13 protein-coding genes and 5 tRNA genes are annotated in these 13,284 nt (G+C 66.4%); 6 read left to right on the top strand and 12 right to left on the bottom strand.

Annotated features, from left to right (window positions below):
* The first annotated feature begins 122 nt into the window (after nucleotides 1–122).
* Entirely contained in the window at nucleotides 123–1,283 is a 1,161-nt protein-coding gene (locus ACX17K_RS12260) for an HD-GYP domain-containing protein (RefSeq protein WP_493775013.1), read from the top strand.
* A 6-nt stretch (nucleotides 1,284–1,289) separates the two neighbouring features.
* On the opposite strand, the gene ACX17K_RS12255 is transcribed toward ACX17K_RS12260, so the two are convergent.
* The 5 genes from ACX17K_RS12255 to yjgA form a co-directional block, all read right to left on the bottom strand.
* Nucleotides 1,290–1,865: a hypothetical protein gene (locus tag ACX17K_RS12255; protein ID WP_493775012.1), complete on the bottom strand. Its 576-nt coding sequence runs from the start codon at nucleotides 1,863–1,865 to the stop codon at nucleotides 1,290–1,292.
* A gap of 19 nt (nucleotides 1,866–1,884) precedes the next feature.
* Nucleotides 1,885–2,394: a PaaI family thioesterase gene (locus ACX17K_RS12250; protein WP_493775011.1), complete on the bottom strand. Its 510-nt coding sequence runs from the start codon at nucleotides 2,392–2,394 to the stop codon at nucleotides 1,885–1,887.
* A gap of 70 nt (nucleotides 2,395–2,464) precedes the next feature.
* A complete protein-coding gene (locus ACX17K_RS12245; RefSeq protein WP_493775010.1) occupies nucleotides 2,465–3,424 on the bottom strand; it encodes a YheT family hydrolase in 960 nt (319 codons plus the stop codon).
* On the bottom strand, nucleotides 3,421–3,999 hold the full coding sequence (mog, locus tag ACX17K_RS12240; RefSeq protein WP_186009504.1) for a molybdopterin adenylyltransferase: 579 nt from the start codon (nucleotides 3,997–3,999) through the stop codon (nucleotides 3,421–3,423). The genes ACX17K_RS12245 and mog overlap by 4 nt, the downstream gene beginning before the upstream one ends.
* On the bottom strand, nucleotides 3,999–4,547 hold the full coding sequence (yjgA, locus tag ACX17K_RS12235; RefSeq protein ID WP_493775009.1) for a ribosome biogenesis factor YjgA: 549 nt from the start codon (nucleotides 4,545–4,547) through the stop codon (nucleotides 3,999–4,001). The genes mog and yjgA overlap by 1 nt, the downstream gene beginning before the upstream one ends.
* 82 nt (nucleotides 4,548–4,629) lie before the next feature.
* On the opposite strand from yjgA, the gene pmbA reads away from it, so the two are divergent.
* From pmbA to ACX17K_RS12210, 5 genes are all read left to right on the top strand, one after another.
* A complete protein-coding gene (gene pmbA, locus ACX17K_RS12230) occupies nucleotides 4,630–5,973 on the top strand; it encodes a metalloprotease PmbA (protein WP_493775008.1) in 1,344 nt (447 codons plus the stop codon).
* Nucleotides 5,970–6,617: a DNA oxidative demethylase AlkB gene (alkB, locus tag ACX17K_RS12225; protein WP_493775007.1), complete on the top strand. Its 648-nt coding sequence runs from the start codon at nucleotides 5,970–5,972 to the stop codon at nucleotides 6,615–6,617. The genes pmbA and alkB overlap by 4 nt, the downstream gene beginning before the upstream one ends.
* 3 nt (nucleotides 6,618–6,620) lie before the next feature.
* Nucleotides 6,621–7,514 carry a DNA-3-methyladenine glycosylase 2 gene (locus ACX17K_RS12220; RefSeq protein ID WP_493775006.1) on the top strand — a complete coding sequence of 298 codons (894 nt, stop codon included), beginning with the start codon at nucleotides 6,621–6,623 and terminating at the stop codon, nucleotides 7,512–7,514.
* Nucleotides 7,515–7,677: 163 nt separating this feature from the next.
* Nucleotides 7,678–8,817: a patatin-like phospholipase family protein gene (locus ACX17K_RS12215; RefSeq protein WP_493775005.1), complete on the top strand. Its 1,140-nt coding sequence runs from the start codon at nucleotides 7,678–7,680 to the stop codon at nucleotides 8,815–8,817.
* 89 nt (nucleotides 8,818–8,906) lie between these two features.
* Nucleotides 8,907–9,404, top strand: coding sequence for a disulfide bond formation protein B (locus ACX17K_RS12210; protein WP_046167135.1), 498 nt, complete (start codon nucleotides 8,907–8,909; stop codon nucleotides 9,402–9,404).
* 15 nt (nucleotides 9,405–9,419) lie between these two features.
* Here the strand turns inward: ACX17K_RS12210 and ACX17K_RS12205 are convergent, their stop codons facing one another.
* The 7 genes from ACX17K_RS12205 to ACX17K_RS12175 all read right to left on the bottom strand — a co-directional run bounded on the left by ACX17K_RS12205 (nucleotide 9,420) and on the right by ACX17K_RS12175 (nucleotide 13,243).
* Nucleotides 9,420–11,093, bottom strand: a complete 1,674-nt coding sequence (locus ACX17K_RS12205) for a CHASE2 domain-containing protein (protein ID WP_493775004.1) — start codon at nucleotides 11,091–11,093, stop codon at nucleotides 9,420–9,422.
* Nucleotides 11,094–11,102: 9 nt separating this feature from the next.
* Nucleotides 11,103–12,635 carry a FecR family protein gene (locus ACX17K_RS12200; RefSeq protein ID WP_493775003.1) on the bottom strand — a complete coding sequence of 511 codons (1,533 nt, stop codon included), beginning with the start codon at nucleotides 12,633–12,635 and terminating at the stop codon, nucleotides 11,103–11,105.
* A gap of 160 nt (nucleotides 12,636–12,795) precedes the next feature.
* Nucleotides 12,796–12,872, bottom strand: a tRNA-Asp gene (locus ACX17K_RS12195).
* A 6-nt stretch (nucleotides 12,873–12,878) separates the two neighbouring features.
* A tRNA-Val gene (locus ACX17K_RS12190) sits at nucleotides 12,879–12,955 on the bottom strand.
* A 26-nt stretch (nucleotides 12,956–12,981) separates the two neighbouring features.
* Nucleotides 12,982–13,058 (bottom strand) — tRNA-Asp (locus ACX17K_RS12185).
* Between the two features lie 6 nt (nucleotides 13,059–13,064).
* Nucleotides 13,065–13,141 (bottom strand) — tRNA-Val (locus tag ACX17K_RS12180).
* 25 nt (nucleotides 13,142–13,166) lie between these two features.
* Nucleotides 13,167–13,243, bottom strand: a tRNA-Asp gene (locus tag ACX17K_RS12175).
* Nucleotides 13,244–13,284: the final 41 nt, after the last annotated feature.

Below are 13,284 nucleotides of genomic sequence, written 5' to 3'. Positions count from 1 at the left end.
CACTGGTAGCTGCTCTAAGTAGAACTAACAAAATCGGCAATGCGTCCAAGCATCAGGACACCCTTGGGCGATTTTTGAAGCGATGGCCGGCCAGGCGTCGGCGCAACTGATGCAAGTGGAATATGACGGATTCGTCTGCAAAGGTAAAACTGCCGCGCAATTTTCTCCGCGCCGGCCAACAAGCTCCGGTCGATGTGTACGCCAAGAACGGCGTGCTGTTGCTGAAGCGGGGGCTGTATGTGCTGACCGAGGAGCAGCGCGACCGCCTGGCCCAGCTGGGGCATGGCGAAAGCGATGAGGTGGCGGCCAAGCTCGAGCGGGAACGGCTGGAACGCGCCGCCCAACGCGAGAAAGAGGCAGATCAGCAGCGCAACAGCGCCAACCCGTTGCAGGAAATGGCCTTCTTGCTGCGGCGGGCCGAGGGCGTGCTGCAGCATGGGCTGGCGGTGCGGGACCTGGCCGGCAGCCTGCTGGGCATGGCCGAGGGGCTGCTGGCGCTCAGCCGCCGCCACCCGGACGGCGTGCTGGCCAGCGTGTTTCTGTTGCCGTTCCAATGCATAGGCAGCGCGCAGAGCGTGCACGTGGCCGCGGTGCTGGCGGTATTGGGGCGGCGGCTGGGGCTGTCCGACGCCGAGCTGCGGCCGATGCTGGGCGCGGCCCTGAGCATGAATCTCGCCGTCACCGGTTTGCTCAATCAGCTGGCGGCGCAGAGCGCGCCGATGGACCTGGCGCAGCAGGAGGCGATGTTCGCCCACCCGGCGCTGGGCTCGGCGATGCTGCGGGAGGCGGGCGTCGACGACGAATACTGGCATCTGCTGGTGCAGCAGCAACATGAGCAGCAGGACGGCAGCGGCTATCCGCAGGGCCTGGCCGGAGACGAGATCGAAACCGACGCTTTGTTGTTGCAGATGGTGGATCTGGTGTGCGGCTGCGTGCACAACCCGCAGCCTCAGCTGCCGGCGCTGGTGCTGGGCAGCCTGTTTCGCGGCGAGCTGGGCGGTTTCCCGCCGCAGCATGTGTCCCTGTTGGTGAAGGAAATGGGCATCTATCCGCCCGGCAGCTTCGTGCGGCTGGCCAGCAACGAGGTGGCGGTGGTGACCCACCGCGGCGACAAGGCCAATACGCCCAAGGTGGCGGCGCTGCGCAAGCTGGACGGCCCGCCTTACGCCGACCCCCTGCTGCGCGACAGCCGCCAGCCGGCCTACCATGTGATGGAGCCGGTCAGCGCGGCGGTGGCGGCGGTCAAGCCCGCCTATCTGTACAAGCTGTGGTACAAGCCCTGAGTCGCTTTATGGCTGGGCCGCCGCAGGCATCGCCAGCGGGCGGATCTTCACCTGGCTCAGGTCCTTGATCTTCCATACCCGCCGCATGTGGCCGAAGTCGCGCCGCTGCTCGTCGGACAGCTTCACCTCGGGCAGGAAGGACATTTCCACCTGCACCTGCCCCAGATAGACCGTTTCGCCCTCATCCAGATGGAAGGGCGCATTCAGCCGGAACTGCCTCATCTGCAGATTGGACCCGAAAACGCCGTCGTCCACCCAGTGGCCCCACGCGCCGGATACGCGGTAGTCGCCAGGTGGCAGCGTCATCAGCACCAGCTTGCCTTCCACCGGCGACATGCCTTCCTCGCCGAATACCGTGTCGGTGATCAGGCTGGCGATGTCCTGGGCCGCCGCGCGGCCGCCGGCGTCGCTGACTGTCAGGCCTATGGTGGCGCGGTCGGGGTCGAATGCCTTGCCGGTCAGCGAAACGATGGCGTAGGCCTGGCCCGGCGGCGGCGTCAGCGAGCCCTGGAGCTTGTCGGCCATGGTGGCGCAGCCTGTCAGCAAGGCGAACGCGAAGCACAGTAAGGCGGAGCGGAGCATGGTTCCTTCCTTTTGCCGATCAGCCGGCCGGGGCGTCGAAGATCATGCAGGTGGTGGTGGCGTGGGCGTACAGTTTGCCGGCCTCGTCCTGCAGCCGCGCCTCTGCGGTAGCCATGCGGCCGCCGGCGTGGATGACCTGGCCGCTGCACAGCAGCTTGCCGTGGCGGGGCTGGACGGCGCGCACGAAATTCACTTTCAATTCCAGCGTAGTGTAGCCCTTGCCGCGCGGCAGCAGCGAGTGGACGCTGCAACCCATCGCGGAATCCAGCAGCGTGCTGATCACGCCGCCGTGGACGCTGCCTATCGGGTTGAAATGGGACTCGTGCGGGACGAAGGCGAACTCGACCACGCCTTCCGCTGCGCGGACGAAGTCGAAACCGAGCAGCTTCATCACCGGGGGCGGCGGGATGCGGCCGGCCTCCATTTCCCGCAGGTATTCCAGGCCGCCGAGCGTCTGGGCGGCGCGGGCGCCTATCATCGGATCGTCCCACTGGATGGTGAGGCTGCGCTCGGCGTCTGGGCTCGGCATGGAAAATTTCCCTGGGTGGCAAGTCCTCAAACTTGCCATTTCGGCGGCGGGATCGTCAATGCCTATGACTTTAGGGCGATGTCTTCCGCAGATGCGGCGCGATGAATTCCAGCAGCCGTTGCGGCAGCCAGTCTATGCGGCCCGGGAAGGGGCCGGTGGCGAAGCCGACGTGGCCGCCGTCCTCGGGGAAGTCCAGTGTCACCGCGGCGGATACCTGGCTGGCGTCTGGCAGCGCACTTTCTGGCAGGAAGGGGTCGTTGCGGGCGTTGAGCACCAGGGTAGGGCGGACGATCTGGCCGAGCCGGGGCTTGCTGCTGGCCTGGGTCCAGTAGTTGAGCGCGGTGCCGAAACCGTGGATGGGCGCGGTGACCAGGTCGTCGAACTCGATGAAGGTGCGCGCGCGGCTGAGCCTGGCACCGTCGAACAGGCCCGGGTGGCGTTGCAGCGACGCCATCGCCTTGGGCTTGAGCGTGTCCATGAACATCCGGGTGTAGAGGAGCTTGCCCAGGCCGCGGTCCAGCCGGGTGCTGGCGGCCACCAGGTCCAGCGGCGCGGACACCGCGGCGGCGGCCTGCGGCAGCGCGGCTTCGCCGTCGTCTGCCAGGTAATTGAGCAGCATGCTGCCGCCCAGCGACACGCCGACGGCGGCGATGGCGGCGAAGCGGCCGGACAGCCGCTGCAAGATCCAGCGCACCTCGGCGGCGTCGCCGGCGTGGTAGGCGCGCGGCAGCGGATTGTCCACGCCGCCGCAGCCGCGGAAATGCGACACCGCGCCATGCCAGCCGCGCGCGGCCACCGCCTGCATCAGCGCTTTGGCGTAGTGGCTGGCGCTGCTGCCCTCCAGGCCGTGGAACAGCACCACCATCGGCGCGCCGGGCTGGCCGTCGACGAAGTCCAGCGCGATGCGCGCGCCGTCCGGCGTGTCCCACAGCTCGCGGCGGTAGGGCGGGGCGTCCTGCTTGACCGCCAGCGCCGGCCAGATGGTCTGGGCGTGGCCGCCTCGCAGCCAGCGCGGGGCGCGGTAGCTCATGGCGCCGGCTTGATGGCGGACTTGGGCCGGAAGGCCTTCACCACCGCTTCATCGGTTTCGATGTAGGGCGCGCCTATCAGGTCCAGGCAGTAGGGCACTGCGGCGAAGATGCCGGGCACTTCCACCTTGCCGTCCGCGCCGCGCAGGCCTTCCAGCGTTTCCTGGATGGCCTTGGGCTGGCCGGGCAGGTTGAGGATCAGGCTCTGTTTGCGGATCACGCCCGTCTGGCGCGACAGGATGGCGGTGGGGACGAAGCGCAGGCTGATCTGGCGCATCTGCTCGCCGAATCCGGGCATCACGCGGTCGGCCACCGCCAGCGTGGCGTCAGGCGTCACGTCGCGCGGGGCTGGGCCGGTGCCGCCGGTGGTCAGCACCAGCTGGCAGCCTTCGTCGTCGACCAGCGCCTTCAGCGCGGCCTCGATGCCGGGCTGCTCGTCAGGGATCAGCCGGCTCACCGTCTCGAACGGCGTGGCGATGGCGCGGGACAGCCAGTCCCGTAGCGCGGGCAGGCCCTTGTCCTCGTAGACGCCCTGGCTTGCGCGGTCGGAAATGGAAACCAGGCCTATCTTCAGCATCACTCGTCGTCCTCTTCCTCATCCTTTTGCCAGATGCGCGGCTTGCCCGGCTCGGGGATTTGCTCCTTGATCAGCTGGTACAGCTGGCGGAAGGCCTTCGGCGGCTTGTTGTCCTGCTTTTCCTTGCGCGACTGGCGCACCAGCGAATGCAGCTGCTTGGGATCGGTCTCGGGGAAGCTTTGCAGGAACAGCGGCTGGTTGGCGTCGTCGGCCATCAGCTTGTCGCGCCAGCGCTCCAGCAGCTTCTGCCAGGCGATGTGTTCGGAGGATTCGCCCTTGAGAATCTGCAGGTACTGTTGGATCGGTTCGGGATCGACGCTGCGCATCAGCTTGCCGATGTATTGCAGCTGGCGGCGGATGGCGCCGTGGGCGGTCAGGCGCTTGTGTTCCAGCAGCGCGGAGAGCAAATCCTCCGGCAGCGCCATTTTCTTCAGCGTATCCTTGGACAGCTCGACCAGTTCGCTACCCAGATCCTGCAGCGCGTCCATGTCGCGCTTGCGCTGGGACTTGCTGACGATACCGTCGTCGTCGTTCTGGTGGTCGGTCATTGTTGCTAGGTCTCACTCGGTTTTCAAGGCTGGTATGATACCGGAAAAGGCCGCCGGCCGTTTCCACGTTCCGAAAGATACTATGGCAGATAAGACATTCAGTTTCAGTCCCGATACCTTGAGCGGGATCGCCGGCCGCGTGCTCGAGCTGGCGCGCCAGCAAGGCGCCAGCGCGGCCGAGGCCGATGTTTCCGAGGGCGTCGGCCAGACGGTGAGCGTGCGCCTGTCCGAAGTGGAAACCATAGAATACAACCAGGACAAGGGTGTCAGCGTCACCGTTTACCTGGGCCAGAAAAAAGGCCACGCCAGCACGTCCGACTTTTCCGACGAGGCGCTGTCCGACACCGTGCGCGCCGCGCTGGACATCGCCCGCTACACGGCGGAGGACGATTGCTCCGGCCTCGCCGATCCGCAACTGCTGGCCGACGATCTGCCGGACCTTGACCTGTTCCATCCGTGGCAGCTGCCGGTGGAGGAGGCGATAGCGCTGGCGCGCCGCTGCGAGGACGCCGCGCGCGGGGTGGATGCCCGCATCCGCAATTCCGAGGGCGCCAGCGTGTCGGTGCAGGCCAATCAGTTCGCCTACGCCAACAGCAACGGTTTCCGCGGCGGGTTCGCCGGCAGCCGCCACAGCCTGTCCGCCGCGGTGGTGGCCGAGCAAGACGGCGTGATGCAGCGCGACTACTGGTACTCCTCCGCGCGCCACAAAGACGATTTGGCGTCGGTCGAGGAGATCGGCCGCATCGCCGGCGAGCGCACGGTGCGCCGCCTGGGCGGCCGCCGGGTCAAGACCGGCCAGTATCCGGTGTTGTTCGAGGCACCGGTGGCGATGTCGCTGCTGGGCCATCTGGCCGCGGCGATCAGCGGCGGCAATCTGTACCGCAAGTCCTCCTTCCTGCTCGATGCGCTGGGCAAGCCGGTGATGGCGTCCCGGGTGACGATAGACGAAGACCCATTCCTGCTGCGCGGCCTTGCCAGCAGCGCGTTCGACAGCGAGGGCGTGGCGACGCAGGCGCGCCGCTTGGTGGACGGCGGCGTGCTGCAGGGATATTTCCTGAGCAGCTACTCGGCGCGCAAGCTGGGGATGCAGACCACCGGCAACTCCGGCGGCGCGCACAATCTGGTGGTTCACTCCACCGGCGAGAGCTTCGCCGACGTGCTGTCGCGGATGGGCAGCGGCTTGCTGGTGACCGAATTGCTGGGCCAGGGCGTCAATACCGTCACCGGCGACTACTCGCGCGGCGCGGCCGGCTTCTGGGTGGAAAACGGCGTGATCGCCTACCCGGTGGAGGAGATCACCATCGCCGGCAATCTGCGCGACATGTTCCTCAACATCGAGGCAGTCGCCGACGACACGCTGGACCGCGGCGGCCGCCGCATCGGCTCGGTGCTGATAGGCGGCATGATGGTGGCCGGCGAGGAGTGAGCGGCAGCTTGTTCGCGCCGGACGAAGGGCCGTGGCTTGAGCGGCTGTCGTCTGGCACCGCGCTGTTGCATGGCTGGGCCCGCGCCGGCGACGCGCGGCTGCTTGACGCGGTGGAGGCGGTGCTGAGGCAGTCGCCGCCGCGCGGCATGGTCACGCCGGGCGGGCAGGCGATGTCGGTGGCCACCTCCAGCTGCGGCGATTGGGGCTGGGTGTCCGACCGCCGCGGCTATCGCTATTCCGCCGTCGATCCCGACAGCGGCCAAGCCTGGCCGGCGATGCCCGATCCGCTGCGCGAGCTGGCGCGCGGCGCGGCCGCCGAGGCGGGCTTCGCCGGCTTCGATCCCGATGCCTGCCTGATCAACTGCTACTTGCCCGGCGCCCGGATGGGCCTGCATCAGGATAAGGACGAGCGCGATTTCTCCGCGCCCATCGTCTCGGTGTCGCTGGGCCTGCCGGCGGTATTCCTGCTGGGCGGCCTGCGCCGTTCGGACAAAACCGCCCGCATCCTGCTGGGGCACGGCGACGTGCTGGTATGGGGCGGGCCGGACCGGATGCGCTTCCACGGCGTGCAGCCGATCAAGCCGGACGTTCATCCCTTGCTGGGTGGCCGCCGCATCAATCTCACTTTTCGCAAGGCCCGCTGATCCATGTCCGTCATTCATTGCGATATCGCGCTGCCCGCCGGTTTCCGGCCGCAGGACATCCTGGCTTTCCATCGCCGCGACGGCGAGCGGCTGGCCGAGCAGGTGGACGATGACGGTTTGAAGAAAGGCTTGCTGTGGCGGGGCCTGCCGGCCTGCCTCGATCTGCGTTTCCGTTCCGGCCGGGCGATTCTGAGCTTGGATGTGGACGGCGAATCGGGGGATGCCGGCGAGCTGGAGCGCATGGGGCGGCGCATGCTGGGCCTGAACCAGCCGGTGGAGGCGTTCGAGAGCCAATACCGCGGCCATCCGCAATTGGGCGGCCTGATCGCCGCGCGCGCTGGCCTCAGGGTGCCGCAAACGGCGACGCCGTTCGAGGCGCTGGCCTGGGCGATCACCGGCCAGCAGATCAGCGTGGCCGCGGCGGTGACGATACGCCGGCGCATGCTGCTGTTGTGCGATTGCCGCCATTCCTCCGGCTTGCTGTGCCACCCGGATGCCGCCCGGCTGGCGGCGCTGACGGCCGATCAGTTGGGCGAGGCCGGCTTCTCGCGCGCCAAGAGCCGCGCCATCCTGGCCTTGAGCCAGGCCGCGGCGAGCGGCGAGCTGCCGTTGGATGCCTGGCTGGACGGCGCGGCGGCGGAAGAAATCTCCGAGCGATTGCTGGTGGTGCCCGGCATCGGGCCGTGGACGGTCAGCTACGCCTTGTTGCGCGGCTATGGCTGGCTGGATGGCTCGCTGCATGGCGATGTCGCCGTGCGCAAGGCGTTGGGCATGGTGCTGGGCGCCGCCGACAAGCCCGACCAGCGACAGACGCAGGCCTGGCTGGAGGCATTCTCGCCATGGCGCGCGCTGGTGGCCGCGCATTTGTGGGCCTTGCTGCAGGCGGGAGGTTTCTGAGCGCCTGCTCGAGCGCCGCGCCGTTTGCGAGTTGTCTTCAAACTATCCGCAAGGCCCCTTGATTCCGGTTGTTTTGATCCTGTCTCGCTCTGGCGCTTGCAGTCGCTTCGTCTTGTTGACTATGCCTAAATAGAACTGACAAGGCGTTAAGAAAGAGACGAGCATGGGCGGACCGAGCAGAATCGGTTTGGTGCTGTCGGGCGGGGGAGCCCGCGCGGCCTACCAGGTTGGGGTGTTATTGGGCATTGCCCGCTTGCTGCCGGACCCAAAGCGCAATCCCTTTCCCATCATTTGCGGCACCTCGGCGGGGGCGATCAACGCGGTGGCGCTGGCGGCCGGCGCCGGCAACTTCCAACTGGCGGTGAATACGCTGGCCAAGGTGTGGAAGCATCTGCATATCTCGGACGTTTACGATGTCAGCGCCGGCTACTTCATCAAGACCTTCCTGCATTTCGGCGTGTCCCTATTGAGCGCGGGCCATGCCTGGAACAATCCTCAAAGCTTTCTCGACAACGCGCCGCTGCGCGACACGCTGGGGCGCTGGATGCCGTTCGAGGGCATCGCGCCCTCGATAGACTCCGGCGCGCTGCAGGCGCTGGCGCTGACCGCGTCCTGCTACACCACCGGCATGTCGGTCACCTTCTTCCAGGGGCAGGAGCAATTGGGCGAGTGGGTGCGCTATCAGCGGCTGGGCATGCGCGAGCGGATAGGGCTGGACCATCTGATGGCGACGGCGGCGATTCCGTTGATCTTTCCCTCGGTGCGGATCGGGGAGAAGTTTTATTGCGACGGCGCGGTGCGCCAGCTGTCGCCGCTGTCGCCGGCGCTGCACTTGGGCGCGGAGAAGCTGTTCGTGGTGGGCCTGGCCAGCAAGCGGCCCGACACGATAGAGCGGCGCAATGTCGGCTCTTATCCGATGCCGGCCCAGATATTCGGCCACCTGCTCAACAGCGTGTTCATCGACAGCATGGCGGTGGACATGGAACGTTTGACCCGAATCAATCATACGGTGTCGCTGTTGCAGAGCAGCGAGGAGCTGGCCCACCAGACACAGCTCAAGAAGGTGGATATTTTCCAGCTCAATCCCAGCAAGTCGCTGGAGGGCATCGTCTACCGCCACACCCATTTGTTCCCGGCCATGCTGCGTTTCATCATGCGCGGCACCGGCGCCACCCGGCAGCGCGGCACCGCGCTCGCCACCTATCTGCTGTTCGAGCCCGCCTATTGCCGCGAGCTGATCGCGCTGGGCTACCGCGACGCCTTGCAGCAAAAGGACGCCATCCGGGAATTTTTGGAGCTGTGACGCCCGGAACTTTGCCCGGCGGCCCCAATCTCAGCTTTTCCGTTTACACTGCGTTCACTCACTGGACATGACAGGAAAGGTTAAGGGGGATGGGTTTGAATATCACGAACCGTCAGGGGTTTTTGCTGGTGGCGGCCGCTTGCGCCGGCGCCATGGGGTTTGCGCTGTTCGCGCAATACCAGCTCGGCCAGGAGCCGTGCCCGCTGTGCATTTTGCAGCGCATCGGCGTGATGGCGGTGGGCGCGCTGGCGCTGCTGGCGGCGCTGCATAATCCCGGCCGGACCGGCGCGCGGGTATGGGGCGGCCTGGTGACGCTGGCCGGCCTGGCGGGCGCGGGCGTGTCGCTGCGCCAGCTGTGGCTGCAGAGCCTGCCGGCCGACCAGGTGCCGCAATGCGGTCCGGGGCTGGAATTCCTGATGGAGTCCTTTCCCTTGTGGGATGTGTTGTCCAAGGTATTGAAGGGCAGCGGCGAGTGCGCGGAAATCCATGGCCGCTTCCTCGGCATGACCATGCCGTTCTGGGTGGCGGTGTTCTTCGCGGGCGTTATCGTCTGGACGCTGTGGCTGGTTGCCCGCCGCCGCCGTTGAGCGTTTTCCGGATTCTCAATCCAGTCGCGCGGACGCATCGTCCGCGCTTTTTTTTGCGTCGGCGTCGAGCGGGGAGTAGAGACTGGCGCGGTTGCGGCCGCCGCGCTTGGCTTCGTACAGCGCCTGGTCGGCTTGCTCGAACAGAGTGCGGGTGCTGTCGGCGGGGCCGGGGACGCAGGCGCGCACGCCTATGCTGCAACTGACCTTGCCGAGCGGGCTGGCGGAGTGGGGCAGCTCCATCGCCGCCAGATGGCCGAGAAAGCGCTCGGCGGCGGACAGGGCTTGCGGCGCGTCGCCGGGCGTCAGCAGCACGCCGAACTCTTCGCCGCCCAGCCTGGTGGCCAGTTGGCCTTTCTGGCGAAAACAATCCTTGAGCGCCCGCGCCACTTTCTGCAACGCTTCGTCGCCGGCGTAATGGCCGTAGTGGTCGTTGTATTTCTTGAAGTGGTCGATGTCGAGAATGAGCAGCGCCAGCGGCTTGCGCTTTTGCCGGCTTTGCTCGACGGCGTGGCCGAACACTTCATCGAAGTGGCGGCGGTTGTAGAGCCGGGTCAGGCCATCTGTGAAGGCCAGCGAAAACAATTGGGCCTGGCCGCTGACGTAGCGCAGCGTGCCGCTGAGCAGCAGCAGGATGGCCACCACGCTGCCGCCGGCCCAAATCGAGGCGAAGTAGAGCAGCGCGGCCGACGACAGCAGCACGGCGCCCGAGGCCAGCGCGTATCCGGCCAGCAGGTTGCGGGCGCGCATCCGGCGAGACAGCAGCCAGTCCCCCAGTCCCAGCAGCAGCGCGCCCAGCAGGCATTCCCATGGCAGCGGCATCGGCCGTATCTGCTGGTGGGTGAGCAGGCCGTGCACCATGTAGGCGTCAATGCCCACGCCGGACATGCCGGTATTGTTGGCTGAAACCGGCGTCGGTTGCTGGTTGCCCAGGCCATTGGCGGTGACGCCTATCAGCACGATGCTGTCTTCGAAGAATGAGGGCGGCAGCCGGCCCAGCGCGTCGCTGTACGATACGGTGTGAAAGGGCTTGGGGCCGCTGCTGAACGGCACCATCACCAGGTCGCGCCGTTGCCAGGCCTGCCCGGGGCGGGGCGGCTGGGCTGGCGGGATGGCCTCTTTCTGGCCGTTGGCTACGGCGCAGACGGCGGCGGCGAAGCTGGGGTAGCGCGGCGCGCCCAGGCCGGCCCGCAGATAGACGCGGCGTATGGTGCCGTCTTCGTCGCGTTCGTAATCGGTGTGGCCGAGCGCGGCCATCGCCGATGCGATCGGCGGCAGCGGGCGGGTTTCCAGCAGCTGGCCGGCCTGCAATTCCGGAAACACCGGGCCGACCACCTTGCCGTTGCGGCGGATGGCTTCGGCAAGGTGCCTGTCGGCTTCCGGGTGGTCGCGCGATGGTTCGGCGATGGCGATGTCGAAGCCGACCGCGCTCGCGCCGCCCAGCTTGTCCAGCAGCTGGGCATGGTAGGCGCGGGGCCAGGGCCAGCGGCCCAGCTCGGACAGGCTCTTTTCATCGATGGCGATGACGATGAGGTTCTGGTCCGGCGCGTGCAGCGGATTGGCCCGGGTCAGGCTGTCGTACAGCCAGAAATCCAGCCGGCCCAGCAGCTGGCTGGCGATGAGCAGCAGGCCGAGCAGGGCGAGCAGCAGGGGGATGCCCCTGCTGTAGCGGGATATCTGGGTGGAGCGCATCGCGTGATTTTACGGCAAAAGCAGCGCGGGATACCGTTCTTCGGCATGGTATCCGCCGTCGCCGTCCACCAGGATGGTGACGACGAAGCGCCCGCTGGGCATGCGCAGCAGCGACCAGGCTGGCTCGTCGGCGCTCTGTTGCCAGATGATGCGGCCAGGCTCGTCCGGCCGGGCCAGTTGCAGGGTGTAGCGCGCCTTGGCCACCGGGTAGCGGCGGGATTGCAGCTTGCGGTCGCCGGGGAGGCCTATCTCATACCAGGCCTTGATTCTCAACTCCTGCGTGTTGCCATAGGGGCCGGGCTGGCCCTTGTCGTCCAGGGAGGCCAGCCGCCAGTACCATTTTCCCTTGTCGGGCAGATTGAGCGCGAAGGCGTCTTGTTCCAACCTGCCCTGGTACCAGATGTCGGCGAAGGCGGGATCACGGGCCACTTGCAGCCAGGCGGGATGTTCCGGGCTGGCGCTGCTGCCGATCCACAGCGTCTGCGCGCGCTGGCTGGTCCGCTTGGCGTCGCTGAAGATCAGCGGCGGCAATGGGCTGGCGGCCAGCGTGAAGCCGCGGCTGGCGTCGTAGCCTTCGATGCCTTGGGCGTTGCGGGCGCGAACAGTCAGCAGGTAGCGGCCATTTTGCGGGAGTTCGGGGTAGAAGCGCGCCGTTTCCGTGCTGCGGTTGTACAGTTGCTGCTGGGACTGGGCGTCGGACAGCGCGAGCTGATAGCCGGTTTCGCCGTTCTGCTTGTGCCATTCCAGCAGTGGTGGATTGAAGGGGCTGACGGTGATCACGCCGTCTAGCGCGGGCGCCTTGGGCAGGGCCACCGATTGCTTGCCGCCGCTGCGGCCGCCGAATCCCGCGGGAATGTCCAGCTCTTCGCCGTCGGTCGCCAGGTTGACCTTTCCGTGCAGCACTTCGGCCGCGGTGTCCTGATCGTCCAGGCTGCGCACGCGGAACTCGGTGCCGCGCACCGTGGTCACCGCCGATGGGGTGTAAATCTGGTAACGGTTGGGCATCAGCTGCCGGGGCACCACGGCGTTGCTGGCCGAGCCGTGATCCAGCCGGTTTTGCGACTGGATGGCGCCGGTGGTGGGGTAAAACACCTGCTTGCCCAGCGTCAGCTTGCTGTTGGACCACAACTGCAGCATGGAGCCATCGGCCATGCGCAATTTCAGCATGGCGTCCTTGCCGGTGGAAATCCGGCTGCCGGCCTGAAGGTGGAGGCCGGGCGCAGCCTTCAGCGGCTGTCCATCCGCATCCTGGACGTTGACGGCGCCGGACAGCGCTTCGATGGTGACCGACGATTCGCTTTGCCGAGTCCAGCTATAGGGAACCGCCAACTGGCTGCCGGGTGTCAGCCGGTAGGGATTGGCGATGCCGTTTTGCTGTTGCAGTTTCGGCACATAAGTGGGCGAAGTCAGGTGCTTGGCCGCGAACGACCACAACGTATCGCCCGCTTGAACCGTGTATTGCCATGTGGCCTCTTCGCCGCCGCTGCCGGCCCAGGAGGCGTGGCTGCTCAAGCACAGCGCCAGCAGGGCAGTCTTGTTCATGTGAAATCTCTTGATATGAATTTTTAAAAGTCTGACAGTATTGCCAGCAATCCGGCATTTTGCAACCGCAACATGCGAATGGGGTGGAAGGGCTGCGGCAAGCGGAGCGTGCGCGACGGAGAAATGCAAAAAAGCAGCCTGAGGCTGCTTTTTGCAAGATTGGCGGAGTGGACGGGACTCGAACCCGCGACCCCCGGCGTGACAGGCCGGTATTCTAACCAACTGAACTACCACTCCGTTTTCTGGTGGGCGGTACTGGACTCGAACCAGCGACCCCTGCCGTGTGAAGGCAGTGCTCTACCAACTGAGACTAACCGCCCGAAAACTCTGTATTGCTTGAAACTGTTGGCGGAGTGGACGGGACTCGAACCCGCGACCCCCGGCGTGACAGGCCGGTATTCTAACCAACTGAACTACCACTCCGTTTTCTGGTGGGCGGTACTGGACTCGAACCAGCGACCCCTGCCGTGTGAAGGCAGTGCTCTACCAACTGAGACTAACCGCCCGAAACTCTGTATTGCTTGAAACTGTTGGCGGAGTGGACGGGACTCGAACCCGCGACCCCCGGCGTGACAGGCCGGTATTCTAACCAACTGAACTACCACTCCAACCGAAAACTTTGGTGGGCGTTGACGGAGTCGAACCGCCA

Source organism: Chromobacterium sp. INPA-IVC (assembly GCF_059047085.1).
Note: the sequence above shows the minus strand (reverse complement) of the source record. Positions and strands in the feature narration are given on the sequence as shown.

Bases quoted from the DNA above. Each gene is read 5' to 3' on its own strand.
- ACX17K_RS12260 (WP_493775013.1), top strand. From the start codon at position 123: ATGACGGATTCGTCTGCAAAGGTAAAACTGCCGCGCAATTTTCTCCGC.
- ACX17K_RS12255 (WP_493775012.1), bottom strand. From the start codon at position 1,865: ATGCTCCGCTCCGCCTTACTGTGCTTCGCGTTCGCCTTGCTGACAGGC.
- ACX17K_RS12250 (WP_493775011.1), bottom strand. From the start codon at position 2,394: ATGCCGAGCCCAGACGCCGAGCGCAGCCTCACCATCCAGTGGGACGAT.
- ACX17K_RS12245 (WP_493775010.1), bottom strand. From the start codon at position 3,424: ATGAGCTACCGCGCCCCGCGCTGGCTGCGAGGCGGCCACGCCCAGACC.
- mog (WP_186009504.1), bottom strand. From the start codon at position 3,999: ATGCTGAAGATAGGCCTGGTTTCCATTTCCGACCGCGCAAGCCAGGGC.
- yjgA (WP_493775009.1), bottom strand. From the start codon at position 4,547: ATGACCGACCACCAGAACGACGACGACGGTATCGTCAGCAAGTCCCAG.
- pmbA (WP_493775008.1), top strand. From the start codon at position 4,630: ATGGCAGATAAGACATTCAGTTTCAGTCCCGATACCTTGAGCGGGATC.
- ACX17K_RS12220 (WP_493775006.1), top strand. From the start codon at position 6,621: ATGTCCGTCATTCATTGCGATATCGCGCTGCCCGCCGGTTTCCGGCCG.
- ACX17K_RS12215 (WP_493775005.1), top strand. From the start codon at position 7,678: ATGGGCGGACCGAGCAGAATCGGTTTGGTGCTGTCGGGCGGGGGAGCC.
- ACX17K_RS12210 (WP_046167135.1), top strand. From the start codon at position 8,907: ATGGGTTTGAATATCACGAACCGTCAGGGGTTTTTGCTGGTGGCGGCC.
- ACX17K_RS12205 (WP_493775004.1), bottom strand. From the start codon at position 11,093: ATGCGCTCCACCCAGATATCCCGCTACAGCAGGGGCATCCCCCTGCTG.
- ACX17K_RS12200 (WP_493775003.1), bottom strand. From the start codon at position 12,635: ATGAACAAGACTGCCCTGCTGGCGCTGTGCTTGAGCAGCCACGCCTCC.